The 23,034-nt window shown below is 68.7% G+C and carries 23 protein-coding genes and 1 tRNA gene; 20 read left to right on the top strand and 4 right to left on the bottom strand.

Features of this window, described 5'->3' with window-relative positions:
• The first annotated feature begins 151 nt into the window (after positions 1–151).
• The 16 genes from Q1V87_RS03500 (at position 152) to Q1V87_RS03425 (ending at position 16,771) form a co-directional block, all read left to right on the top strand.
• Positions 152–1,609 carry an aldehyde dehydrogenase family protein gene (locus tag Q1V87_RS03500; RefSeq protein WP_082802832.1) on the top strand — a complete coding sequence of 486 codons (1,458 nt, stop codon included), beginning with the start codon at positions 152–154 and terminating at the stop codon, positions 1,607–1,609.
• 273 nt (positions 1,610–1,882) lie between these two features.
• Complete coding sequence (locus tag Q1V87_RS03495) at positions 1,883–3,088, top strand: thiamine pyrophosphate-dependent enzyme (protein WP_062633824.1); 1,206 nt, start codon at positions 1,883–1,885, stop codon at positions 3,086–3,088.
• Positions 3,089–3,183: 95 nt separating this feature from the next.
• On the top strand, positions 3,184–3,900 hold the full coding sequence (locus Q1V87_RS03490) for a class II aldolase/adducin family protein (protein ID WP_062633823.1): 717 nt from the start codon (positions 3,184–3,186) through the stop codon (positions 3,898–3,900).
• Between the two features lie 499 nt (positions 3,901–4,399).
• Positions 4,400–4,609 carry a heavy metal-associated domain-containing protein gene (locus Q1V87_RS03485; RefSeq protein ID WP_067119704.1) on the top strand — a complete coding sequence of 70 codons (210 nt, stop codon included), beginning with the start codon at positions 4,400–4,402 and terminating at the stop codon, positions 4,607–4,609.
• A complete protein-coding gene (locus Q1V87_RS03480; RefSeq protein WP_067119702.1) occupies positions 4,609–5,571 on the top strand; it encodes a heavy metal-binding domain-containing protein in 963 nt (320 codons plus the stop codon). The genes Q1V87_RS03485 and Q1V87_RS03480 overlap by 1 nt, the downstream gene beginning before the upstream one ends.
• A 35-nt stretch (positions 5,572–5,606) precedes the next feature.
• On the top strand, positions 5,607–7,880 hold the full coding sequence (locus Q1V87_RS03475; RefSeq protein ID WP_067119698.1) for a cation-translocating P-type ATPase: 2,274 nt from the start codon (positions 5,607–5,609) through the stop codon (positions 7,878–7,880).
• A gap of 49 nt (positions 7,881–7,929) precedes the next feature.
• Entirely contained in the window at positions 7,930–8,172 is a 243-nt protein-coding gene (locus tag Q1V87_RS03470) for a YHS domain-containing protein (protein WP_067119694.1), read from the top strand.
• A gap of 55 nt (positions 8,173–8,227) precedes the next feature.
• Positions 8,228–8,524, top strand: a complete 297-nt coding sequence (locus Q1V87_RS03465; RefSeq protein WP_067119691.1) for a metal-sensitive transcriptional regulator — start codon at positions 8,228–8,230, stop codon at positions 8,522–8,524.
• 55 nt (positions 8,525–8,579) lie between these two features.
• Positions 8,580–9,731, top strand: coding sequence for an FAD-dependent oxidoreductase (locus Q1V87_RS03460; RefSeq protein WP_067119688.1), 1,152 nt, complete (start codon positions 8,580–8,582; stop codon positions 9,729–9,731).
• The gene (locus tag Q1V87_RS03455; RefSeq protein ID WP_184214646.1) at positions 9,728–10,975 is read left to right on the top strand and encodes an MFS transporter; all 1,248 of its coding nucleotides are present in this window, start codon (positions 9,728–9,730) and stop codon (positions 10,973–10,975) included. The genes Q1V87_RS03460 and Q1V87_RS03455 overlap by 4 nt, the downstream gene beginning before the upstream one ends.
• On the top strand, positions 10,972–12,492 hold the full coding sequence (locus Q1V87_RS03450) for a multicopper oxidase family protein (protein WP_101305190.1): 1,521 nt from the start codon (positions 10,972–10,974) through the stop codon (positions 12,490–12,492). The genes Q1V87_RS03455 and Q1V87_RS03450 overlap by 4 nt, the downstream gene beginning before the upstream one ends.
• A 143-nt stretch (positions 12,493–12,635) precedes the next feature.
• A complete protein-coding gene (locus Q1V87_RS03445) occupies positions 12,636–12,848 on the top strand; it encodes a YHS domain-containing protein (RefSeq protein ID WP_067121084.1) in 213 nt (70 codons plus the stop codon).
• 62 nt (positions 12,849–12,910) lie between these two features.
• Positions 12,911–14,116, top strand: coding sequence for an FAD/NAD(P)-binding oxidoreductase (locus Q1V87_RS03440; protein ID WP_067121082.1), 1,206 nt, complete (start codon positions 12,911–12,913; stop codon positions 14,114–14,116).
• Positions 14,117–14,134: 18 nt separating this feature from the next.
• A complete protein-coding gene (locus Q1V87_RS03435; RefSeq protein WP_067121080.1) occupies positions 14,135–16,309 on the top strand; it encodes a heavy metal translocating P-type ATPase in 2,175 nt (724 codons plus the stop codon).
• An 18-nt stretch (positions 16,310–16,327) separates the two neighbouring features.
• Entirely contained in the window at positions 16,328–16,642 is a 315-nt protein-coding gene (locus Q1V87_RS03430; protein WP_067121078.1) for a metal-sensitive transcriptional regulator, read from the top strand.
• A 58-nt stretch (positions 16,643–16,700) separates the two neighbouring features.
• A tRNA-Cys gene (locus tag Q1V87_RS03425) sits at positions 16,701–16,771 on the top strand.
• A gap of 29 nt (positions 16,772–16,800) precedes the next feature.
• Here the strand turns inward: Q1V87_RS03425 and Q1V87_RS03420 are convergent.
• From Q1V87_RS03420 to Q1V87_RS03410, 3 genes are all read right to left on the bottom strand, one after another.
• Complete coding sequence (locus Q1V87_RS03420; protein ID WP_082914452.1) at positions 16,801–17,640, bottom strand: F510_1955 family glycosylhydrolase; 840 nt, start codon at positions 17,638–17,640, stop codon at positions 16,801–16,803.
• 71 nt (positions 17,641–17,711) lie between these two features.
• Entirely contained in the window at positions 17,712–18,323 is a 612-nt protein-coding gene (locus tag Q1V87_RS03415; protein ID WP_067121076.1) for a DUF305 domain-containing protein, read from the bottom strand.
• A gap of 79 nt (positions 18,324–18,402) precedes the next feature.
• On the bottom strand, positions 18,403–18,828 hold the full coding sequence (locus Q1V87_RS03410; protein WP_067121074.1) for a DUF6153 family protein: 426 nt from the start codon (positions 18,826–18,828) through the stop codon (positions 18,403–18,405).
• Positions 18,829–18,957: 129 nt separating this feature from the next.
• Here Q1V87_RS03410 and Q1V87_RS03405 point away from each other — a divergent pair, with 129 nt between their 5' ends.
• Positions 18,958–19,344 (top strand): four-helix bundle copper-binding protein, encoded by a 387-nt coding sequence (locus Q1V87_RS03405; protein WP_067121088.1) that lies wholly within the window; start codon positions 18,958–18,960, stop codon positions 19,342–19,344.
• A gap of 45 nt (positions 19,345–19,389) precedes the next feature.
• Here the strand turns inward: Q1V87_RS03405 and Q1V87_RS03400 are convergent, their stop codons facing one another.
• Positions 19,390–20,331 carry a cation diffusion facilitator family transporter gene (locus Q1V87_RS03400; RefSeq protein ID WP_067121073.1) on the bottom strand — a complete coding sequence of 314 codons (942 nt, stop codon included), beginning with the start codon at positions 20,329–20,331 and terminating at the stop codon, positions 19,390–19,392.
• A gap of 93 nt (positions 20,332–20,424) precedes the next feature.
• Between Q1V87_RS03400 and Q1V87_RS03395 the strand changes: the two genes are divergently transcribed.
• Genes Q1V87_RS03395 through Q1V87_RS03385 form a run of 3 tightly spaced genes read left to right on the top strand, consistent with a single transcriptional unit; the run spans position 20,425 to position 22,679 of the window.
• Positions 20,425–21,030 carry a TetR/AcrR family transcriptional regulator C-terminal domain-containing protein gene (locus Q1V87_RS03395; RefSeq protein ID WP_067121071.1) on the top strand — a complete coding sequence of 202 codons (606 nt, stop codon included), beginning with the start codon at positions 20,425–20,427 and terminating at the stop codon, positions 21,028–21,030.
• 48 nt (positions 21,031–21,078) lie between these two features.
• Positions 21,079–21,459, top strand: coding sequence for a metalloregulator ArsR/SmtB family transcription factor (locus Q1V87_RS03390; protein ID WP_067121069.1), 381 nt, complete (start codon positions 21,079–21,081; stop codon positions 21,457–21,459).
• Positions 21,456–22,679: an MFS transporter gene (locus tag Q1V87_RS03385; RefSeq protein WP_101305188.1), complete on the top strand. Its 1,224-nt coding sequence runs from the start codon at positions 21,456–21,458 to the stop codon at positions 22,677–22,679. Before Q1V87_RS03390 ends, Q1V87_RS03385 begins: the two co-directional genes overlap by 4 nt.
• Positions 22,680–23,034 lie beyond the last annotated feature (355 nt).

The raw sequence follows: 23,034 nt of genomic DNA, 5'->3' as shown, positions 1-23,034 counted from the left end.
CCTTACGTCAAGTGGGCCCGAGGACGGCCTTCGCGGCCGCGCTCGGAGGAGGAGGCGATGCGTCGCGGCTGCGAGGACCATCCTCCCGTCCCAGAGGGTGGGCATGCTCCTCTGGAACACAGAAACCGCTTCTGCTGGAAACGAGGAGTCAATGATGAGCCCGTCGACCGATGTCGCAGACCGGGAATGGACCGTCACTCTCGATGGCAAGCCGTGGGCCAGTGCCGCGCGCTACGAGGTCGAGAACCCCACGACCGGGCGTCCCCTGACCTCCGCCCCCGACCTCTCCGAGGAGGAGGTCGGGCGCGCGGTGGCGGCGGCGCAGGCTGCGCAGCCGGCCTGGGGCGCGATGCCGCCCCGAGCCCGGGCCGCCGTGATCCGGCAACTCGCTGCGACGATCCGAGAGCACCGTGAGGAGCTCGCCACTCTCGACGCACTGGACGGCGGGTTCACCCTCTCGATGATGAGGGGCGATGTGGACGCGGCGGCGGAACTCATGGAGATCTTCGCCGACATGGCGCTCGACCTCGGTGGCCGGACGATTCCGGTGAGCACGAACCTCCACTACACCATGCAGGTGCCCTACGGAGTGGTCGCGCGTATCGGTGCGTTCAACCATCCCTTCTTCTTCGCGGCGGCGAAGGTCGCCGCGCCCCTCGTCGCCGGCAACGCCGTGGTCCTCAAGGCCCCGGACCAGACGCCGCTGTCTTCGTTGCGCCTGGCCGAGCTCGCGGTCGGGATCCTCCCGGACAATCTGTTGATCACCGTCAGCGGTCGCGGCGCGGTGACCGGACGCGCGCTGGTGCGTCATCCCGAGGTCCGCCGGATCGGTTTCATCGGGTCCACCGCGACGGGGCAATCGATCCAGCGGGATGCAGCCGAGACCGGAGTCAAGCACGTGTCGCTCGAACTGGGCGGAAAGAACGCTCAGATCGTCTTCGCCGACGCCGATTTGGAGGCGGCTGCGGCCGGTGCCGTCGCGGGTATGAACTTCACGTGGGTCGCCGGACAGAGCTGCGGCTCGACGAGCCGCCTGCTCGTGCACTCCTCGGTGGCCGACGAAGTGATCGGCCGGGTCGCCGAGCGCATGGCCGCGATCCGGGTGGGAGACCCGCTGGACCCGTCCGTGGACATGGGCCCGCTCGTGTCGGAGGCACAGTTCCAGAAGTCCATCAGCGCCATCGCCGAAGGCAGGAAGGCGGGTGCCACCGTGGCGACGGGCGGCGGCCGTCCCGCCGGCCTCGATGAGGGGTGGTTCGTCGAGCCGACGCTGCTCACCGGTGTCAGCCCCGGGTCGTTCGTCGAGCAGAACGAGATCTTCGGCCCCGTCCTCTCCGTCACCACCTTCGACGCCGACGAGGAGGCCGTACGGATCGCCAACGGCGTCCAGTACGGGCTCACCTCGAGCATCTGGACGCGCGACGTCACGCGCGCCCACGTCGTCGCCCGGCAGATCGAGGCCGGCTACATCCTCGTCAACAGTGGCAGCCGGCACTTCTGGGGACTGCCGTTCGGAGGGGTGAAGGCTTCGGGGATCGGCCGCGAGGAGTCCCTCGACGAACTGATCTCGTACACCGAGACGAAGACCGTGACCGTTCTGCTCTCGTAGGGGGGCAGCGCTGCGCGCTGTACGTCGTCGCAGCAAGCGCGGCGCGATCCATGCCGGCGGTGCTGGGAGGCGCTGTTCCCGTCAGCCTCGGGCAAACCCCGTCGAGGCGAAGGCCGCCTGCAGGGATGCCTGGGCGCCGAAAACGTTCCCCGGGCCATCACAGAGGCGACACAGCAGTACACGAAGTGGTCGGCTGAGATCCCCCGGGCGGAGCGGCTTCCGGAGTTCCTCGAGCGAGCGTTCCAGATCGCTTCCACCCCTCCCTACGGTCCGGTGCACCTCGGCATTCCGATGGACTTTCTGGAAGAGGAGATCGAGTTCACCCCGGGACCGGTGACCGAGTATCTGCATGAGGCGCTCGATCCGGATGCGGTAGAGCGTCTCGCCCAGATTCTCAGGACGGCGGCCAGTCCGGTCATCGTGGTGGGGACAGAGGTCGCGCGGTACGGTGCGATTGCCGCGCTGGAAAGGCTCTCCGACCTGGTGGACGCGTCCGTGCTCGGGGAGATCAAGGGCGCCGACCTCGCCTTCCCGAACACCAATCCGAGGTACGTCGGCAAGCTGACCGCATCGAGCCCTGCACTGGAGGGCGCAGACGTCGTCGTCCTCCTCGGCGCCGAGCTCACCGAGGGGCTGGCGATGCCCCTGCCGGATTTCGGTGACAGCCTCGTGGTGCAGGTCACCGTGGACCCGCTCGCTCTGCGCCGGCAGTACGCAGGTCAGGTCGGCATCCTCAGCCACCCCGGGCGCCTGCTCGATGCGGTCGCCGATCGCCTCGCTGAAGGCGGAGCGGTACCCGTGAGCTCGGGCGGGCGGGTGCGAGGGCTCAGAGAGCGCTGGGAAGCGGGCCGCGAAGCCTTGCGGTCGCGCCTGCTCGGCGAGGCTGATGGCGCGGTATCGGCGGCCCACATCGCGGACCTCATCCATCGCCTCGGCGGCTCCGAGACGATCGTCGTCAACCAGTGCGGATCCGCGGAGGGCTTCATCGACACACTCGTCGACTATGGCGCACCGTGGACGTATTTCGGCCTCTCGGGGAAGGCGAGTGCTCAGGGTTGGGGCGCGCCGGCGGCGGTCGGCATCCAGATGGCTCGTCCCGATCGTCGAGTGATCGCCGTCCTCGGCGATGGCGGGTTCATGTTCAACTCCACAGCGATCCACACCGCTGCCGCGTACGACGTTCCGGTCGTCTACCTCGTCCTCGACAACGGGGGCTGGCGGGACGTCGCGACCGTGACGGGAGCGATGGGCAGCTCGCTCGGAGAGCCCGGCGCAGAGGATGCGATGCGCTGGACCTTCCGGCCCCCGATCGACCACGCATCGTACGCCCGAAGCCTGGGACTGAAGTCTTGGCGGGCGTCCAACCCGGAGGAGCTCGAGAGCGCGTTCGCCGCCGCGTTCGCCGAGGATGGGCCGACGCTGATCCAGGTCGCGTCTGCGATGGGCGATGTCCGGGTCTTCGGGCAGGCGTTCGCGTGAGATGTCGAGCAGGAGTGACAGCGCCGTATACGGTGAGTGAGCCGCGTGTTCGGGCTGACAGCGACACGTACGTCTGCAGTAGGGAGCGATGAAGGATGTCAACTGGTGATCGACTAGGGGTTCGAGAGGATCTCGTCGATGCGAATCGCATTCTCGTCCGCCACGGCATCCTCGATGCTTTCGGCCACGTGAGCGTCCGTGACCCCGACGACCCGAGCAGGTTCCTCATCTCCAGAAACCTGGCCCCCGGCCTCGTCACGCCCGACGACATTCAGGTGATCGGATTGGACGGGACGACCGCGGACGACAGACCGAGCTATCTCGAACGATTCATCCACGGCGAGATCTACCGGGCACGCGCCGATGTCCAGGCCGTTGTCCACAGCCACTCCGCGTCGATGGTGCCCTTCAGCATCTCCAGGACGCCTCTGCAGGCGGTGTGGCACATGGCGGGCTTCCTCGGCGAAGCGGTCCCGGTCTTCGAGATCCGTGACAGCGTCGGGTCCTCCAGCGACCTGCTGATCCGCAGCGGTTCGCTCGGCGCGGACCTTGCTGCGACCCTCGGGGGCGCGGCGGTCGCACTCATGCGAGGACACGGATTCGTCGCCGTGGGCGACTCGATCCCGCAGGCGGTCGCCCGCGCGGTCTACGCGGACCTCAACGCCCGAGCACAGGTGACGGCCGGTCAGCTCGGCGGCTACACCGCCCTCACCGCAGAAGAGGGCGCCGCGGCCGCGGAATCCAACAACGGGCAGCTCACGAGGGCCTGGGAGATCTGGAGAGCCAACGCCAGGCGCGGGGAGAGCGTCTGAAAGCGCGCCTCCTCCAGGCGCGCTGAGCAAATCCGCCCGCTCGCGGCCGGCGCGTCATCGCGTCGGCGAAGCCGGCCGTTCGCCCCTGGTGGGGCGGTCCGGCATGCCGGCACACGCCGCCCGCGCCTAACGGCTCGCGCCATGTTGTGTATCTGACACACACAACAGTAGTAGGGGGGGTCGGACATTTGACGGGCCGGGGTGTAGGGATTTTTCTAAAATGTCCATTTCGCAGATGAAGTGTCCACGTGGTGTCCATATGGACATTTCGGTCGGGTGGTTCGGGTGATCTCTCCTGCAGCAAGGGGATAGCTGCTGGGCGGGAGACGTAATTCACGCACAGGCGGCCGGTTCGAGGCGGTAGGTCTCACGCGATGCCACAAACAAATCTGAGCATGGACACCACGATTTCCTCAGTACTCCGGAATACCCTAGGGGGGTAGGGGTGTTAGGGTGGGTGTCGCCGATTCTGGCGCATCACCGACGGAAGGAAACCATCATGGCCACCAGCGAGTACCAGGTCACCGGCATGACGTGCGGACACTGCGAGATGTCCATCCGTGAAGAGGTCTCCCAGATCCCCGGCGTGGACGAGATCCAGGTGAGCGCCCAGACCGGCAAGCTCGTCGTGTCTTCCACCAGTGCTCTGGATGACGCCGCCGTGCTGGCCGCGGTCGACGAGGCTGGTTACTCCGCGGTGCGCGCCTGATGAACGCTGCGGGACGACTCAGCCTGTATGGCGCCGGCGTCGTCGTGGCTTTCGGCGGGGCGTTCGGCATCGCGGCAGCTGTCGTCCCGGACAGCGCCGTCGCCAACTGGACGGCCGCGGCTGACGACAGCTCGATGGCCGATCACGCCGGCATGACCGGCGAGGACACCGCCGAGACCGCCACCATCCCCGGCGTCTCCCTCTCCGGTTACGGATACGAACTCAGCCCGATCGCCGCGCCCACCGGAACGGGCGAGTCAGGCGAGTTGAGCTTCCAGATCCTCGACGCTGACGGGACTGCGCTGACCGCGTACGAGTCCTCGCATGAGAAGGACCTGCACCTGATCGTGGTGCGCACCGATGGAACCCAGTTCCGGCACGTGCACCCCACGCTCGACGAGGCCACCGGCACCTGGACGACCTCCTGGGAGTGGACCGAAGCCGGCAGCTACCGGATCTATGCCGACTTCGTGCCGGACGTCGCCGACGGCCCCGACAAGGTCACCCTGACCCGCACGGTCGACGTCGCGGGCGCGTTCACCCCGAACCCGGCGACCGCCACGTCGACGACAAGCGAGGTCGACGGGTACACGGTCACCCTCGATGGGGACCTGACCGCGGGGGAGAGCTCCGAGCTAACCTTGTCGGTCACCCGTGACGGGCAGCCAGTCACCACCCTGCAGCCGTACCTTGGGGCCTTCGGGCACCTCGTCGCGCTGCGCGATGGGGACCTGGCCTACCTGCACGTGCACGCCGAAGGCGACGACCCGCAGGACGGCGACACCGCCGGACCCGACATCCGATTCGCGGCCGAGGCGCCTACCACCGGCCGGTACCTGCTCTACCTCGACTTCCAGGTCGACGGGCAGGTCCACACCGCCGAGTTCGTCGTGGACGCCGGGCACGGCACCGGCGACACGGACACGGACGACACACACAGCGACACGGGCGACGGTCACTGACCGCCCCGCGGTGATCTGAGAGAAGAAGGAACACCATGAGCACCACAGCCCCCGCAGAACAGACCGCGGACTCCGCCGTCGAACTCCAGATCGGCGGGATGACCTGCGCCTCCTGCGCGATGCGGATCGAGAAAAAGCTGAACAAGCTCGACGGCGTCGCCGCCACGGTCAACTACGCCACCGAGAAGGCGAAGGTCACCATCCCCGCCGGATACGACCCGGCCCTGCTGATCGCCGAGGTCGAGAAGACCGGCTACAGCGCGGCGCTTCCGGCCCCGAAGAAGGCCAAGAACGACACCGCCGAGGGCGGGGACGCGGACGATGCCGACCCGGAGCTGACCAGCCTCCGCAATCGGCTCATCGTCTCCATCGTCCTGAGCGTCCCGGTCATCGCGATGGCGATGGTCCCCGCCCTGCAGTTCACCTACTGGCAGTGGGCGTCGTTGGCGCTGGCGGCGCCGGTCATCGTGTGGGCGGCGTTCCCGTTCCACAAGGCGGCGTGGGCGAACCTCAAGCACGGCACCGCGACGATGGACACGCTCATCTCGATGGGCACGACCGCCGCGTTCCTGTGGTCGCTGTACGCGCTGTTCTTCGGCACCGCCGGCACCCCCGGGATGACGCACCCGTTCGAGCTCACCCTCGCCCCCTCGGAAGGAGCCGCGAACATCTACCTCGAAGTCGCCGCCGGGGTGACGATGTTCATCCTCGCCGGCCGCTACTTCGAGAAGCGGTCCAAGCGTCAGGCCGGCGCCGCGCTGCGCGCGCTGCTCGAGCTCGGCGCGAAGGAAGTATCCGTGCTGCGCGACGGGGTGGAGACGAAGATCCCGGTCGAGGACCTGCAGGCGGGGGACGAGTTCATCGTCCGCCCGGGCGAGAAGATCGCCACCGACGGTGTCGTGGTTTCCGGCACGTCCGCCGTGGACGCCTCCATGCTCACCGGCGAATCCGTCCCGGTCGAGGTCGCCGAAGGCGACCCCGTCACCGGAGCCACGGTGAACGCCGGCGGACGCTTGGTAGTTCGCGCCACTCGGGTCGGCTCGGACACGCAGCTGGCGCAGATGGCCAAGCTCGTCGAGGACGCCCAGACCGGAAAGGCTGAGGTGCAGCGCCTGGCCGACAAGATCTCCGGCGTGTTCGTCCCGATTGCGATCCTCATCGCCGTCGTCGCGATGGGGGCATGGTTGGGTGCCGGGTTCCCTGTCGCTGCCGCGTTCACCGCCGCCGTCGCCGTGCTGGTCATCGCGTGCCCGTGCGCCCTGGGTCTTGCCACGCCGACCGCGCTGCTGGTCGGCACCGGCCGCGGCGCGCAGATGGGCATCCTGATCAAGGGCCCGGAAGTGCTGGAATCCACCCGCAAGGTCGACACCGTCGTGCTCGATAAGACCGGCACCGTCACCACCGGCAAGATGACCCTGGTCAACGTCGTCACCGAGCCGGGCACCGATGCGGACGAGCTACTCCGCCTCGCCGGTGCACTCGAAGACGCCTCCGAGCACCCCATCGCGCAGGCGATCGCGAAGGGCGCCACCCAGCAGACCGGCACCCTCCCCACCGTGGAAGGGTTCACGAACCTGGAAGGCAAGGGCGTGCAGGGTGTCGTCGACGGACACGCACTCATCGTCGGCCGGGAATCGCTGCTGGCCGAGTGGTCGCTGCGCCTGAGCGCCGAGGTTGCCGCCGCGAAGGCGCAGGCCGAAAGCGAAGGCAAGACCGTCGTCGCCGTCGGATGGGATGGTGCCGCTCGCGGCATCCTCATCGTCGCCGACACCGTCAAGCCGACCAGCAAGGAGGCCATCGCCCAGCTCAAGGCACTCGGCCTGACTCCGGTGCTGCTCACCGGCGACAACGAGGCGGTCGCCCGCCAGATCGCCGCCGAGGTCGGTATCGACCAGGTCATCGCCGAAGTCCTCCCGAAGGACAAGGTCGATGTCGTCACCCGCCTCCAAGGCGAGGGAAAGGTCGTCGCGATGGTCGGAGACGGTGTCAACGACGCCCCCGCGCTCGCGCAGGCCGACCTCGGCTTGGCGATGGGAACCGGCACCGACGTCGCGATCGAGGCCTCGGACATCACCCTGGTCCGCGGCGACCTGCGCAGCGCCGCTGACGCGATCCGGCTGTCCCGCAAGACCCTCGGCACTATCAAGACCAACCTGTTCTGGGCCTTCGCCTACAACACGGCCGCGATCCCGGTCGCAGCCCTCGGTCTCCTCAACCCGATGCTCGCCGGTGCCGCCATGGCACTGTCCAGCGTGTTCGTCGTGGGCAACAGCCTGCGTCTGCGCGGATTCAAGAGCATCGCCCGCTGACCGGGCAACCCGGCAGCACCTACCACCCACATCGGAAGGAACACCACCCATGTCCAGCTGTTGCAGCACCAGCGCCCCCGCCCCCGGCGGCCGTGAGAACCTCCTCGACGCCGCCGGTGGCGCCGACATGACCACCTGCCCCGTGATGGAGGGCACCCCGGTCAACAAGGCCACCGCCGTGGCGGCCGGCCTGTTCCGCGACTACGAGGGCGAGCGGTACTACTTCTGCTGCGCCGGCTGCGGTCCCGCGTTCGACGCGGACCCGGCCCGCTACGCCGCCGCCATGGCCTGAGCCTCACTCCCGGTGCCCACACACCCCGTGCGGGCACCGGGAGACCGGACCCTTCATGACCTCCACCATCGCGGCCGCCCGCGAACCGGGCTACATCACCGACCCCCGCACCTACCGGAACCGGCTGCGCCGTCTGGAAGGGCAGATTCGCGGGCTCACCGGGATGATCGAGCAGGAACGCCCCTGCATCGATACCCTCACCCAGATCTCCGCCACCCAACGCGCGCTCCAGGGTGTCGGTCTCGCCCTGCTGACGGACTACCTGCGCCACGCGCACGCCACCGGCACCCTCACCGACGACACCGTCCTTGATGCCGCCTCGACCGCGATCACCCAGCTGATCCGGTCCTGACCCTGCCCTCCTCGCAGCGCCGCGACCCCCGTACCCCGGAAGCGAACTGCACCTCATGCCCACCCACCATGTCCTCATCCTCGGGGCAGGAGCAGCCGGCGTCGCCGCCGCAACAGCCCTCGCCCGCCACGAGGACATCCACGTCACCCTGGTCGGCAGAACCCACGAGACCCCGTACATCCGGATGCACATCACCGGCGTCGCGTTCGGTCCCACCTTGCCCGAGACCATCCACGCGCCGCTCCCGCCCGTCACCGTGCTGGCAGACACCGCCACCCACCTCGACCCGATCAGCCGCATCGTGCACCTCGCCTCCGGCGCACAGTTGCGCTACGACGCGGTCATCATCGCCACCGGCAGCCGCCCGGACACCCTCACCCCGGGCCTGCCCGGGCGGCACACTCCCGCTGCACGGCACCAGGTCGTCACCCTGCACAGCATCCAGGACGCCCAACAGATCCGAGAACACCTCACCCGCACCGCCGGGCCGTCCCGGGTCGCGATCTACGGCGGCGGATTCACCGGCGCGGAGACCGCGTCCGCACTCCACGCCGCCGGACATCACGTCGCCCTCATCAGCCGCTCCCGCATCCCCGGGCGGGCCTCCTTCGGCGCGCAGATCGCCGCCCACATCACCGGCATCCATCGCGGCAAAATCACCACATTCCTGGGCCGCACGATCACCGCCGTCCGTGACAGGAGCCCGCTGCTGGGGATCACCCTGGATGACACCACCACGCTCTCCGCCGACCTGCTCATCACCGCCCTCGGCAACGCCCCCACCGCACCGGGACCGTTCTCTTCCGGGGTGCCTGTCGATGACCGGCTGCGGAGCACTGCCCCGCACGTGTACGCGGCCGGCAGCACCGCCATACACCGCGACGACCACCTCGGGATCTGGCGCCTGGATCACTGGGCCGACGCGGCCGCGCAAGGACAGCACGCCGCCGCCGCGGTGCTCCACGACCGCACCGGCGCCGCCGACCCGGGACCCTACCGTCCTCGTAGCTCCTACACGTCACTGATCCACGGCACCGCCATCACCGGCATCGGGTACACCATGACGCCCGCCACCGAAGGACAGGGCCCAGGACCCGGCACCCTCGTCACGCACACGCTCAACGGTGCTCTGGTGGGGGTGAGCGGTGTCGACGCGGTCGCCACCGTCCACGAAACCGCCCAGCACCTGCACGAGAGCGCCGCATGACCGCCGCCACCCCTGTGACCCCGGCCACTCGTGCCCGCGGCGGGTTCTGTCTCGCCGTGACCGGCACCGTCGTGCTAATGGCGGCCGCGTCGGCGCCTTCCCCGTTCTACCCGCAACTCACCGAGCAGCTCCAGCTGCCCCCGGTGGCCACCACTCTTATCTTCGCGATCTACGCCATCCCGCTGCTGCTCGCACTGCTGACGCTCGGGTCGCTTTCTGACCGGGTCGGGCGTCGCGGCATCCTCACCGTCGGATCGGTGGCCCTGTCGGTGAGCCTGCTGATGTTCTGGGCCGCCGATTCCTTCCTGCTGCTGCTCGCCGCCCGCGCCCTGCAAGGCCTGGCGGCGGGACTGCTGGTCCCGGTTCTGAACGCCATGATGGTCGACCACGAACCCTCCCGCTGGCTGGGGGCGGCCGCGCTGGCCAACACCGTGGCCCCCATGGCCGGTCTCGGGCTCGGGGCGCTCACCGCCGCTGGACTGCTGGACCTACCCGGCATCGACGCGGGCACCATCTTTCTGCTCCTCGCCGCGGTGTTCCCTCTCCTCGCCGCCACCGCCTGGACCATTCCCACCCCACCCGTCCTTCCCGGGGACGCGGGACCGGACCCACGGGCCCGGCGGGTCTCGGCGGCGACGCGGCGGCGGATCATCGTCTCGGTCGCCCCCGCCATCATCGCCGGGTGGGTCACCAACGGTCTGTTCCTCGCCCTGGGACCGGGGATCATCGCCACCCGGTTCCACGCCGACACCTACCTGCACCAGGCCGGGTCCATCATCATCCTCGCCGCGGCCGGGGTGGTCGCCGCCACCGCACTGCAGGGGGCCACCGCCCGGCGGATCAGCGTGTTCGGGGCCGTGTCTCTCGGCGCAGGCACCGTGCTCAGCCTCGCCGCGCTGGCCGTGCCAACTCTGCCCGGGTACCTCGCCAGTGTCGCGGTCGTGGGTGCCGGGTTCGGGACTGCCTTCATGGGCGCGATGCGCACCCTGCTGCCGCACGTCGACCCCGGGCAGCGCGCCACCGTTATGGCCGTGATCTACACGATCTCCTACCTCGCGATGTCCGTCCCCGTCGTGCTGGCCGGCTTCCTCGTCCCCGCTCTCACCCTCCCTGGAGCCGCGGCCGTGTTGGGGGGAGTGGTGGTGCTGCTCAGCATCACCGCCACCCTCACCCACCTGCGCACCCCCACGGAGCTCACACCGCCCGCCACGCAACATCGACCGAAAGGGACCCGCCGACCATGACCGCCCCCGCGCCCCGCCGTTCCCCCCACCTCACCCGGCGACGCTTCCTCGCCCTCGGCGCCACCGCCGCCGCGGTTGGAGCTCTGGCCGCCTGCACCCCCACCCCCGCCTGGGTCAGCCCGACGGGAGCGGCCGTCGACCGCACCGAACGGGGCCGTGGCGGCACCGGCCGCGTGGTCACCGCGACGCTGACGGCGGCGGCGGCGACCCTCGATCTGGCAGGAACACCCGCGTCCACGTTCTCCTACGGCAGCATCCCCGGGCCTGTCCTGCGCGTCCAGGCAGGAGACACCCTGCAGGCCACCCTGCGCAACACCCTCCCCGTCGACACGTCCGTGCACTGGCACGGCCTGGCACTCCGCAACGACATGGACGGCGTCCCCCCACTCACCCAGACCGCGACCCGCCCCGGCGAGTCGTTCCAATACGAGTTCATCGCCCCCGACCCCGGTACGCACTGGTTCCACCCGCACGTCGGCGCCCAGCTGGACACCGGCCTATACGGGGTGCTCATCGTCGAAGACCCGAATGAGCCGCTGCGCTACGACGACGAATGGGTCATCGTCCTCGACGACTGGCTGGACGGGGTCACCGCCACCCCCGACGCGGTGCTCGAGCAGCTGCGAGAAGGAATGGGCGACATGGGCGGGCACGGCGACATGTTCATGCGGATGGGGAACATGCTGATGGGCGCCGACTCCGACCTACTCGGCGGCGACGCCGGCGACGTGTACTACCCGCACTACCTGATCAACGGCAAACCCGCCGCCGACCCCGCCCAATTCACCGGCACGCCCGGCACGCGGGTACGGATCCGGCTGATCAACGCCGGCGGCGACACCGCGTTCCGCGTCGCCATCGGCGGGCACCGGCTGACCGTCACCCACACCGACGGGTTCCCCGTCGACCCGGTCGCTGCCGATAGCGTCCTGGTGGGAATGGGGGAACGCTACGACGTGATCGTCACCCTGGGCGACGGTGCGTTCCCCCTGGTGGCGGAGGCCGAAGGCAAGCGGGAACGCGGCTTCGCCATCATCCGCACCGGCAGCGGACAGGCGCCCACCCCGGACGCGGACATCGCCGAACTGGGCGAAGGCCGCGTCGTCGCGGTGGCGAGCATGCTCTTCGCCGCACCCGAGGTCACCCTCGACCGTCGTGACGTGGACCGCACCCTCGACCTCACCCTCACCGGCAGCATGGCCAATTACGACTGGGGGTTCAACGGCACCCAGTTCGACATGCACAACCCGTTGCGCGGCGCGCACGCACTGGTCGCGGGGGAACGGGTGCGGCTGCGGGTGACGAACGACACCGACATGTGGCACCCCTTCCACCTGCACGGCCACACCTATCAGCACGCCGGTGGCGGCCCCCGCAAAGACACCTCCATCGTGCTGCCGAACCAAACCCTCGACCTCGAGTTCGACGCCGACAACCCCGGCCAATGGATGACCCACTGCCACAACATCTACCACGGCGAAGCCGGGATGATGACCGTGCTCGCCTACCGCCCCTGAGCACCAGCAGTCCAGGGAATACACGCCACACCCCACCTGTTGTCATACCCGTACGGGGTATAGCCTGGAGGGGTTCGGACGCAGACAAACGAGGCAGCGACGACGGCTGCCGCCCCGGACCCACATCACGGAGAGCAACGGATATGAGCCACGACCATCACCACGAAGCACCCGCCGGCACCCCCGCCGATGACATCGTCACCTGCCCGGTGATGCCCGGCAGCACCGTCAGCAAGAGCACCGCGGAAGCCCAAGGCCTCTACCGGGACTACGACGGGCAGCGGTACTGGTTCTGCTGCTCCGCCTGCGGCCCCCTCTTCGACGCCGACCCCGCCAAGTACGCCACGGCCGCCTAACCGACCACAGGCCGGGGATACCGGTCACCAGCCCCCACATTCGCGAGACGCAAGGAGCAACATTGTCACCCCAGAAGGTCCTCATCCTGGGAGCCGGCGCCGCCGGCGCGGCCGCGGCGCGCGTTCTTCACGGTTCCGGCACGGTGAGCGTCACCCTCGTCGACCGCACCGGACAGGCCCCGTACAACCGCACCCTGGTCAACAAGGGGGTCGCGATCGGGCTGCTCACCCCGGAACAGGTCGTCACCCCCGGGGTGGAGGTCATAAGTGACACCGCGGTCGAGGTCGACCCACAGGGAAAGACCGTGCGGCTCGCATCCGGCCGGATCGAACCGTACGACGCGCTCCTCCTCGCCACCGGCAGCACCCCCCGCTTGCTGCCGGACACGCTGCCCGGCCTGACCGCCGCCACGGAGGCAGGACGGGTCACCACCCTGCACTCCCTGGAAGACGCGGTCGCCGTCCGCGACCTCCTGGGCACGCTTGGCCGCCCCGCGCAGATCGTCATCTCCGGTGCCGGTCTGGTCGCGGCCGAGACCGCCACGCTGCTCCGCGACCGTGGACATCAGGTCACCCTCCTCGCCCGCGCGACCACCCCCGGGGTCAGCGTGTTCGGCGCCGGCGCCGCGGAGCGCCTCGCCGCCGCGCACCGGGAGCACGTGGACGTCGCGTTCGGCCGCACCCTCACCGCCGTCACTGACACCGGCACACAGCTCGAGCTCGCCTTGGACGACACCACACAGCTGACGGCGGATCTGCTGATCATCGCCCACGGAACCACCCCGACCGGCCCCGCCCCTTGGGAAGACGGGGTCATCGTGGACGGGAAGCTGCGCACCGCCACCCCCGGCGTCTACAGCGCCGGCGGGGTCGCCGCACACTATGACACCACCCTGGGCGCCTGGCGCATCGATCACTGGTCGGACGCGGCCGCGCAGGGTGAACATGCCGCACGCACCATGCTCGCCGACCTCGGCGCCGGCACCCACCCGGGCGACTACCAGCCCCGCGCCCCCTTCACGGCAACCGTGCACGGCATGATGGTCGCCGGTGCCGGGATCACCGGGGGTCACACCTCCGCACGCATCGACACTACCGACCCGCTCCTGGTCGTCCACGAGCATGACGGTGTCCCCGTCGGGGTGCTCGGGCTGGACGCCGTGCCCGCGGTGTTCGGGTGGATGCCGAACCTTCATACTCCTGCCGCGACCGATCCGCAGGACCTCGCCTCCGCGGGAACCGCGACGGCAGACTCACACCAACGCTAGGCACAGGGAAGTGAACCGATGACTGACCCGCACGCACACCACACCGACCACCCCACCGGCAAGGCCGCCACCGCCACCGGGGGAGACACCCGCCACGGCGACCACACCCCCGAGCCGCCCACCCAGCACGACACCCACACCGGCCACGGCACGCAGGCCAGCCACGGGGACCACGCAGGTCACGATGGTGGTGGCCACGGCGGCGGGCACGGTGGGCACGGGGATCACGTCGGCCAGTTCCGGCGACTGTTCTGGATCAACCTGATCATCGCCGTCCCGGTCGTGGCGTTCTCCCCGATGTTCGCGATGATCCTCGGCTACACCGTCCCCGACTGGGCACTGTTCATCGCCCCCGTCCTCGGCACCGTCATGTACGCGTGGGGCGGGTGGCCGTTCCTGACCGGTGCGGTCAGCGAACTCCGCTCCCGCAAACCCGGCATGATGCTGCTGATCGGTCTGGCCATCACGGTCGCGTTCTTCGCGTCCTGGGGCGCCACCCTGGGCCTGCTGCACCACGAGCTGGAGTTCTGGTGGGAGCTGGCGCTGCTGATCGTGATCATGCTGCTCGGTCACTGGATCGAGATGCGCTCCCTCGCCCAGACCAGCTCCGCGCTGGACACCCTCGCGGCGCTGCTCCCGGATGAGGCAGAGCGCGTCGAAGGGGACCAGATCGTCAAGGTCTCACCCGCCGACCTGCAGGTCGGGGACGTGGTGGTGGTCCGCCCCGGCGGCAGCGTCCCCGCCGACGGGAAGATCGTCGACGGCCGCGCCGACATGGACGAGTCCATGGTCACCGGTGAATCCCGCCCCGTCGCCCGCGGCACTGGCGACCCCGTTACCGCGGGCACCGTCGCCACAGACTCCGGCCTTCGCGTGGAGGTCACCGCCACGGGGGATGAGACCACCCTCGCGGGTATTCAGCGGCTGGTCACGGAGGCACAGAACTCGTCCTCTCGGGCGCAGCGGATCGCCGACAAGGCGGCGGCGCTGCTGTTCTGGTTCGCGCTGGGCGCCGCCGCGATCACCGCGGTGGTGTGGACTGTCGTCGGCAATCCCGATGCGGCGGTCGTGCGCACCATCACCGTGCTGGTCATCGCCTGCCCGCACGCGCTGGGCCTGGCGATCCCGCTGGTGGTGTCCATCGCCACTGAGCGCGCCGCCCGTGGCGGGGTGTTGGTGAAGGACCGGCTCGCGCTCGAGAGCATGCGCACCGTCGACACCGTGCTGTTCGACAAGACCGGCACCCTCACCAAGGGCGAGCCCACCGTCTCCGCCGTGGAACCGGTCGGTGACCTGGACGCTGACCAGGTGCTCGCGATCGCCGCGGCGGCCGAGGCCGACAGTGAGCACCCGCTCGCTAGGGCCATCGTTCGCGCCGCGAAGGACAAGAACCTGACCCTGCCGAAGGCGACCGGGTTTTCCTCTTCCCCGGCGGTCGGTGTCACCGCGACCGTCGACGGTGCGGAGATCCGTGTCGGCGGTCCCCGTCTGCTCGAGGACGTCGGTGCCAGCGAGGTCGACACGGCGGACGCGTGGCGTAGCGAGGGCGCGATCATCCTGCACGTGACCCGGGACGGAAAAGTCATCGGCGGGCTCAAGCTCGCCGACGAGATCCGCCCCGAGTCCCGTGAAGCCGTCGATGCCCTGCACAAGCTGGGTGTCCAGGTGGTCATGATCACCGGCGACGCCGAAGCCGTCGCGAACGCCGTCGGCGCCGAGCTGGGCATCGACCGGGTCTTCGCGCACGTGCGCCCGGAGGACAAGTCCAGCAAGGTCGCCGAGCTGCAGAAGGAGGGCCGCAAGGTCGCGATGGTGGGCGACGGCGTCAACGACGCCCCCGCCCTCGCGCAGGCCGACGTCGGCATCGCGATCGGCGCCGGCACCGACGTCGCGATCGCGTCCGCCGGGGTCATCCTCGCGAGCTCCGACCCGCGCAGTGTGCTGTCGGTGATCCAGCTGTCGCGTGCGGCGTACCGGAAGATGAAGCAGAATCTGTGGTGGGCTGCCGGGTACAACCTGATCTCCGTGCCGCTCGCCGCCGGCGTGCTCGCCCCCATCGGGTTCGTCCTGCCGATGTCGATCGGTGCGATCCTGATGTCCCTGTCCACCGTCGTGGTCGCCCTGAACGCGCAGCTGCTGCGCCGCATCGACCTCAGCCCCGAAGCCAGCACCCGCGCAGCGCTGGACAGCTAAACCCGAAGGAACCCGGCCATGACCACACCCGCACCCGACACCGCTCACGCCCCCCACGGGTACATCACCGACAAAGACCGATACCTGAACCGGCTCAAGCGGATCGAAGGTCAAGCGCGGGGCATCTCGAAGATGGTCGATGAAGAGAAGTACTGCATCGACATCCTCACCCAGATCAGCGCTCTGACCAGCGCCCTGCAGGCCGTGGCCGTCGGGCTGCTTGACGACCACCTGAAACACTGCGTGCTCGACGCGGCGCGCATGGAGGGTGACCAGGCGGAGCAGAAGATCAAGGAAGCCAGCGACGCGATCGCCCGTCTGGTCCGGTCCTAACCGGACCAGACGGGCGATCCCACGCTGCTGCGTCCACGTCCCCGGTAAGGGGACACTCGGTGCCTTGGCCGAGCGGTCAGGCAACGGCCTGCAAAGCCGTCTAGACGGGTTCGACTCCCGTAGGCACCTCGCATACGGCCCGTCGCGTGCCCGGCGGGCTATCCGGGCAGAATCGTGATGCCGCTGGTCTCGTCGACGATCACGATGCGGCCCGCGGCGTCCATACCGACCGCCTGCACCCGGCCGTCCACGCGACCTGCCGGCTCCCAGCTCGCGGCACCGGCTCCGGTCACCCAAATCTGCCCATCGGTGCCGACACCGACCACCTGAGTCCGGTCGGCCGCAGCCCCCAACGTGTACAGCAGCGGCGCTTCGGGCCACGCCGCGAAGGACGCACCGCCGTCCGTGCTGATCTGCACACCCTCTTCGGTGGCCGCGATCACCCGTCCGCGACCGTCGACGGCGAGACTGGCCGCTACCAGATCCGCACCGGTAGGTTCCCAGGTCAGCCCGGCGTCGTCGCTGCGGATCACGTCGCTGACGTCCGTGGCGATGGCGTACACCGTGTCATCGGCGCCGGCGGCGAGGGCGTGGAAGTCTTTCTCCCCACCGAACACCACCGACTCCCAACTCACCCCTGCGTCGGTGCTGCGCATCACGCCCAGGTTCGGTGCCCCCCACTCGGCGGGGCTTCCGGGGCCGGGGTGACCGGACGCGATCAGTGTCTGCGAAGTGGCGGTGAGTCCCATCGCGTCGAAGCTGTCCGTGCTGACCCGGCCACCCCACTCCCCGGTGTCGGTGACCTCGTAGATGCCTTCATGCGTTCCCAGGAGAAGCTGGTCAGTGTCCGGGGCGACGACCACCGCGTGGACATGGCTCGGTACCCCGGTGCGCCCGTCCCCAGCCGGCGGCGACGTCGGAGTGTCCGCGCACCCCGCCAGCATCAGGAGGGCGGAAGCAGCGGCGCCCGCCGCCAGTGTCTTCGTATGGACGTGCATACGCGTACCTCCGCGTTCGAAGAGTGGGGGCACCGCGCATGGCAGCGGCGCCCCCACTCGACGGATCGGGCTCAGAGCTGGCCGAGCAGATCCTGCATGGTCTCGATCTCCGCGGACTGTGTATCGACCACGGCTTGCGCGAGCGCCAACGCGTCCGCGTTCTTCCCGTTGGCGAGTTCGGTCTCGGCCATCTCGATCGCCCCCTGGTGGTGGGCGATCATCTGCTCCAGGAACAGGGGTGCCGCCTCGGCCCCGGACGCCGACTCCAGCGCCGCCATGTCCTCGTCAGACATCATCCCGCCGCCGTGCTCCATCTCACCCATGTCCATGTCGTCACTGGACACGCCCCACTCGGCGAGCCATCCCTGCATCGTCTCGATCTCCGGCTGCTGGGCGTCCTTGATCTGCTGAGCCAGATCCAGCACCCGCTGATCAACGTCGCTCTTGGCGAGGATCATGTCGCTCATCTCGACGGCCTGCTCGTGATGCGGGATCATCATCATCGCGAACATCGAATCCGCCATGTTGAAGTCCGCCTCCGCCGATTCCGACGGGGCCGACGACGACCCACCATGATCCATTCCAGGCATGCTGCCTCCGTTGTCCGCGCAGCCGGCCAGGAACAGCACCGCTGCCAGCGGTACGGCCGCGACCGCTGCCAAACGCATCTTCTTGTTCATCATCAGTCCTCTCAAACACTCGTGAAACCCGCGTACGGGCAATGAACCTCACCCCCGCCCCAGAGGGCAGGGACAGTGCGTGTCACGTTCGGCTGATCGACAGCTCCAGGAGTGAGGGAGGCCGGTCCGGGGCCGGCCGGCACCGCGTCACCGGCGGACGCAATGCATGCCGCTCCCACACAGACGACCATGCGGCGCGGGGGACCAGCAGCACGAGGGCGGCTGCCAGCAACGCCAGCACGCACATCATCATCAGAACGTCATGGCCCCCGCTCGGGCTGCACGACGCGCACGCCTCCGCATCCTCATCGCCGGTCGCGGGCGCCGACGAGTGGTGAGGTGCCCCGCCCGGCATCTCGACATTCTCCGAGGTCGTAGGGGCGGTGTGTCCCGAGGAGATCGTGTGCATCCCCATCAACCCGACGATGACCGCTGCAGCGAAGCACACGGCAACCAGCCACCGCACCGGGTGCGGCAGCCGCAGGCGCAACGCGGACAGGCCGATCATCCCGTCCAGCCTACCGTCCGTACCATACCCCCGCACCGTAACCCAAGGGGGTCGCCGGCATCCGGAACAGCGACGTAACGTAACCCCCTCACCGATTCAAAGGAGAAGGCCGTGACCGTCACCGCCCAAATGTTCGACACCCACCCCCGAGCCAACGACATCGCCAACCGAGACGCGCTCCTGGCCTGTATCGACGCGTGCCTCGAGTGCGGCCAGGCTTGTACGACCTGCGCCGACGCCTGTCTCAGCGAGGAGATGGTCGCCGATCTGACCACCTGCATCCGTCTGAACCAGGATTGCGCCGACCTCTGCGACACCACCGCGCGCCTGCTCTCTCGCCACACCGGCACGGACACCACCGTGCTTCGTGCCGCGCTGGAGGCGTTGCGCGCAGCGTGCGCCGCATGCGCCGCCGAGTGCGACACCCACGCGGACATGCACGAGCACTGCCGGGTCTGCGCCGACGCCTGCCGCCGCTGTGAACAGGCCTGCACTAACCTGCTCGCGACGCTCTGACACCCTTCCTCCGCCGACCGCTACCGCGGCGCTGGGGGGCCCGGCTCAGCGGTGGCGGACAAGGGCTGGCTCGTCCTCGGTGAGGTGCGCGGTCTCGATCTGGAAGGTCGAGTGCTGAATCGACACCGGGAAGTGACCGGCCACGCATTCGCGTACCTCGTGCAACACCTCCGCGGCATGCCCGTCGGTGAAGCACTCATCCTCGACCACCACATGCGCGGTCAGGGTGGGCAGGCCAGTGGCGACCGTCGATGCGTGCAGGTCGTGCACGTCGGTGACGTGTTCGAGCTCAAGGATGTGCCGGCGTACCTCGTCCAAGTCGAGCCCGGCAGGGGTGAACTCCATGAGCACCCGGGTGGTGTCGCGCATCAAAATGATCGCGCGCGGCACGATCAGTCCCGCGATCAGGAGCCCTGCAATCGCGTCGGCCTGCTGGAACCCGGTCGTGGCGATCACAATCGCGGCCACGATCACCCCGAGCGAGCCGAGTGCATCGTTGATCACCTCCAGGAACGCTGCCCGCATATTGAAGTTCGCGCCGCGGCTCGAGGAGAGGATCACGATCGCGATCACATTCGCCGCGAGGCCGACGATGCCGAACACGAGCATCTCTCCCGCGGCGACCTCCGGCGGCTCGAACAGGCGTCGGATACCTTCGACGGCGGCGTAAGTGCCCACCACCAGCAGCAGTGCGGCCTGCCCGAGTGCGGCGATCACCTCGATGCGTCGGAATCCCCAGGTCCGCTTCGGATTAGCCGGCCGCAGCATCAGCGTCGCCGCGATCAGCGCGACCAGCAGACCGGACGCGTCGGTGATCGCGTGTGCGGTGTCCGTCAGCAGCGCCAGGCTGCCGGTGACGATGGAACCGATCGCCTGCGCGATCACGATCGTCGCCGTCAGGCCGAACGCGATCCACAGTCGTGCTCGGTGATCCCCGGGCGCTCCTGCCTCGGTAGTCGGTGCACCGTGGTTGTGACCCGCACCCATGTCCCACTCCTTACTTGGTCAGTGACCAATTTCCTTGATCGGTGACCAAGATACTACAGTGTTGGTCACTGACCAAGCTCGGAGGAGAGACCTGTGGCCGACCGACTATCCCGCCGCGACGTCATCCACGCCGCCTTGGCCCTGCTCGATCGCGGCGGGGCGGACGCCATCACCCTCCGTGGGATCGCCCGACATCTCGACGTTCACCTCAACTCGGTGTCGCTGCAGGTGGGGAGCAAAGCGCGCCTCTTCGACCTGATGGCAGACGCCATTCTCGGCGAGCTCTCCTTCGACGACCTCCCACACCCGCCGATCGACCGGGTCAAAGAGATCTTCCGCCGCTACCGCCAGGTCCTTCTGAACCACCGCGACGGCGCACATCTCGTCTCGGGTACGAGGGTCTCCGAAACCAACACCCTGCGGCTAGGGGAGGCGGTGATTGCCGCGCTGCTCGATGCCGGCGTCGACCCCGACCTCGCCGTCACCACCTTCTGGAGCCTCAACTACCTCGTGGTCGGACTCGTCCACGAAGAACAGACCACCCCCGAGGACGGCGCCCACCGCTTCGAGCAGGAACTCGCCGCACATTCGTTCCCCGCACTCACCAGCGTCCGCGATCTCTTCCTCGACGACAACGCCGCCGCACACCTTGAATTCGGCATGGACGCGCTCCTGCACCGCGCCCGCCACCTCGACTGAGCATCATCGTCAGCGGCGAGCCATCCCTCCATATGGAAGAATCTGCGTATGAATGCAGATAACGTGACATGCGGCCGCGACCCCGACAGCCTCTACGTAGAGCTCGCCGTCGAGGTCTTCGCGATGCTCGCTGACGCCACCCGCGTGCGGATCATCCTCGCGCTCGAGGGAGCCGGGGAGTTGTCCGTGAACCACATCGCCGACATCGTCGACAAGTCACCCGCCGCCGTCTCCCAGCATCTCGCCAAGCTGCGCCTGGCCCGTATGGTCACCACCCGACAAGACGGCACCCGCGTGTTCTACGCCCTCGCCGACGAACACGCGCGCCAGCTGGTCACGGACGCGATCTTCCAAGCCGAGCACTCCCTCGGTGGCGCCGCCCCGCACCACCACGCCGGAGCCGACGCCAGCCGCCCTGTGGCGCCATGATCACCGTCTTACGCAACGGCACCTACCGGGCGCTGTTCTTCGCCCAGGTCATCGCCCTTGTCGGCACCGGCCTGCTCACCGTTGCCCTCGGACTGCTCGCGTTCGAGATCGCCGGAGATGCCGCCGGATCGGTGCTCGGCACCGCGTTGACGATCAAGATGGTCGCCTACGTCGGCGTCGCACCCCTGGTTGCAGCGCTCGTGGACAGGCTCCCCAAGAAGGCCGTTCTGGTCGGCGCCGACGCCGTTCGACTCGCGATCGCGTTCACCCTGCCCTTCGTCCAGGACACCTGGCAGATCTACGTGCTCGTGTTCGTGCTGCAGTCCGCGTCCGCGACCTTCACCCCCGCCTTCCAATCACTCATCCCGAGCGTGCTGCCCGACCCCCAGCAGTACACTCGTGCCCTCGCGCTGTCACGCCTCGCCTACGATCTCGACTCGATCCTCAGCCCCGTCATCGCCGCAGCCCTACTTGCCGTGATCAGCTACAACAACCTGTTCGTGGGCACCGCCGTCGGCTTCGCCGCCTCCGCCACCCTCGTCCTCATCGCCCGCCTTCCCGCACACGTACCCGATGCGTCCACCGGCACGTTCTGGGAGCGGCTGCCAACCGGGCTGCGCGTGTTCGCCCGCACGCCCAGCCTCCGCTTCCTGATGGCCGCCAACGTGGTCGTCGCGGCCGGCACCGCTATCGTCCTGGTCAACTCCGTCGTCTACACCAAAGGCGTGTTCGACCTGGATGACACCGCCCTCGCCCTCGCCCTCGGCGCGTATGGGGTCGGTTCCCTGATCATTGCCCTCAACGTCCCGTGGATCGTCGACCGCATCGGTGTCTTGTGCGCCATGAGCATCGGTGCCTGGACGCTTGTTTCGGGTCTGATCGCGGCCATCGCGATGACGATTATCGCCACGACCACGGGAGAGGGCTGGTGGATGCTGCTTGCCACCTGGGCGTTGCTCGGTGCCAGTACCTCGCTGATTAACACCCCTTCGTCACGGCTTCTAGCCGACGCGTCCACCCCCGCTAACCGCAACCTGGTATACACCGCACAATTCGCACTTTCGCACGGCTGCTTTCTGGTTAGCTACCCGATCGCGGGCTGGCTCGGTGTCATTGGACTGCCCATCGCGGCTAGCGCGCTGCTCGGATTCGCCATCGTCGGCGTTACCGCCTTGGCTGTGCTGTACAAACCAGCAGGTACCGTCGTCACCACTCTGTAAACGATGAGCTGCGAGCACATGTTTCTGGCGGGTGTCGTCAGCTCGAACCGCGATGGACAACTCGAGGAGTAGACACACGCGTTGGACGCGGACACTTTAGCCGCGATTCCTCGGTCTCGTCGAGTCGTCGTGGACATCTCTGAGCGGTTCCTACACCTTGATTTGGGGGCGGGGCGTCCTGGCGGTCAGATCATCTCTTGGGTGCGAGCGAGGGTGTCGACGATGACGATGCCGTCCTCTTGCGGGACGACGATGGTCGAGCGCAGCTCGTAGCCGGACTTGCCGTATTCGTTCAGGTCGGTCTCGCGCATGTGCCGGGCCTGGCTGTTGGCGGTCGTCGCCTCTGTCGAGGTGA

Source organism: Microbacterium sp., from assembly GCF_030149085.1.
Classification (GTDB): domain Bacteria; phylum Actinomycetota; class Actinomycetes; order Actinomycetales; family Microbacteriaceae; genus Microbacterium.
Note: the sequence above shows the minus strand (reverse complement) of the source record. Positions and strands in the feature narration are given on the sequence as shown.

Coding starts and splice junctions, on each gene's coding strand:
- Q1V87_RS03500 (WP_082802832.1), top strand. CDS start 152: ATGATGAGCCCGTCGACCGATGTCGCAGACCGGGAATGGACCGTCACT.
- Q1V87_RS03490 (WP_062633823.1), top strand. CDS start 3,184: ATGTCAACTGGTGATCGACTAGGGGTTCGAGAGGATCTCGTCGATGCG.
- Q1V87_RS03485 (WP_067119704.1), top strand. CDS start 4,400: ATGGCCACCAGCGAGTACCAGGTCACCGGCATGACGTGCGGACACTGC.
- Q1V87_RS03480 (WP_067119702.1), top strand. CDS start 4,609: ATGAACGCTGCGGGACGACTCAGCCTGTATGGCGCCGGCGTCGTCGTG.
- Q1V87_RS03475 (WP_067119698.1), top strand. CDS start 5,607: ATGAGCACCACAGCCCCCGCAGAACAGACCGCGGACTCCGCCGTCGAA.
- Q1V87_RS03470 (WP_067119694.1), top strand. CDS start 7,930: ATGTCCAGCTGTTGCAGCACCAGCGCCCCCGCCCCCGGCGGCCGTGAG.
- Q1V87_RS03465 (WP_067119691.1), top strand. CDS start 8,228: ATGACCTCCACCATCGCGGCCGCCCGCGAACCGGGCTACATCACCGAC.
- Q1V87_RS03460 (WP_067119688.1), top strand. CDS start 8,580: ATGCCCACCCACCATGTCCTCATCCTCGGGGCAGGAGCAGCCGGCGTC.
- Q1V87_RS03455 (WP_184214646.1), top strand. CDS start 9,728: ATGACCGCCGCCACCCCTGTGACCCCGGCCACTCGTGCCCGCGGCGGG.
- Q1V87_RS03450 (WP_101305190.1), top strand. CDS start 10,972: ATGACCGCCCCCGCGCCCCGCCGTTCCCCCCACCTCACCCGGCGACGC.
- Q1V87_RS03445 (WP_067121084.1), top strand. CDS start 12,636: ATGAGCCACGACCATCACCACGAAGCACCCGCCGGCACCCCCGCCGAT.
- Q1V87_RS03435 (WP_067121080.1), top strand. CDS start 14,135: ATGACTGACCCGCACGCACACCACACCGACCACCCCACCGGCAAGGCC.
- Q1V87_RS03430 (WP_067121078.1), top strand. CDS start 16,328: ATGACCACACCCGCACCCGACACCGCTCACGCCCCCCACGGGTACATC.
- Q1V87_RS03420 (WP_082914452.1), bottom strand. CDS start 17,640: ATGCACGTCCATACGAAGACACTGGCGGCGGGCGCCGCTGCTTCCGCC.
- Q1V87_RS03415 (WP_067121076.1), bottom strand. CDS start 18,323: ATGATGAACAAGAAGATGCGTTTGGCAGCGGTCGCGGCCGTACCGCTG.
- Q1V87_RS03410 (WP_067121074.1), bottom strand. CDS start 18,828: ATGATCGGCCTGTCCGCGTTGCGCCTGCGGCTGCCGCACCCGGTGCGG.
- Q1V87_RS03405 (WP_067121088.1), top strand. CDS start 18,958: ATGTTCGACACCCACCCCCGAGCCAACGACATCGCCAACCGAGACGCG.
- Q1V87_RS03400 (WP_067121073.1), bottom strand. CDS start 20,331: ATGGGTGCGGGTCACAACCACGGTGCACCGACTACCGAGGCAGGAGCG.
- Q1V87_RS03390 (WP_067121069.1), top strand. CDS start 21,079: ATGAATGCAGATAACGTGACATGCGGCCGCGACCCCGACAGCCTCTAC.
- Q1V87_RS03385 (WP_101305188.1), top strand. CDS start 21,456: ATGATCACCGTCTTACGCAACGGCACCTACCGGGCGCTGTTCTTCGCC.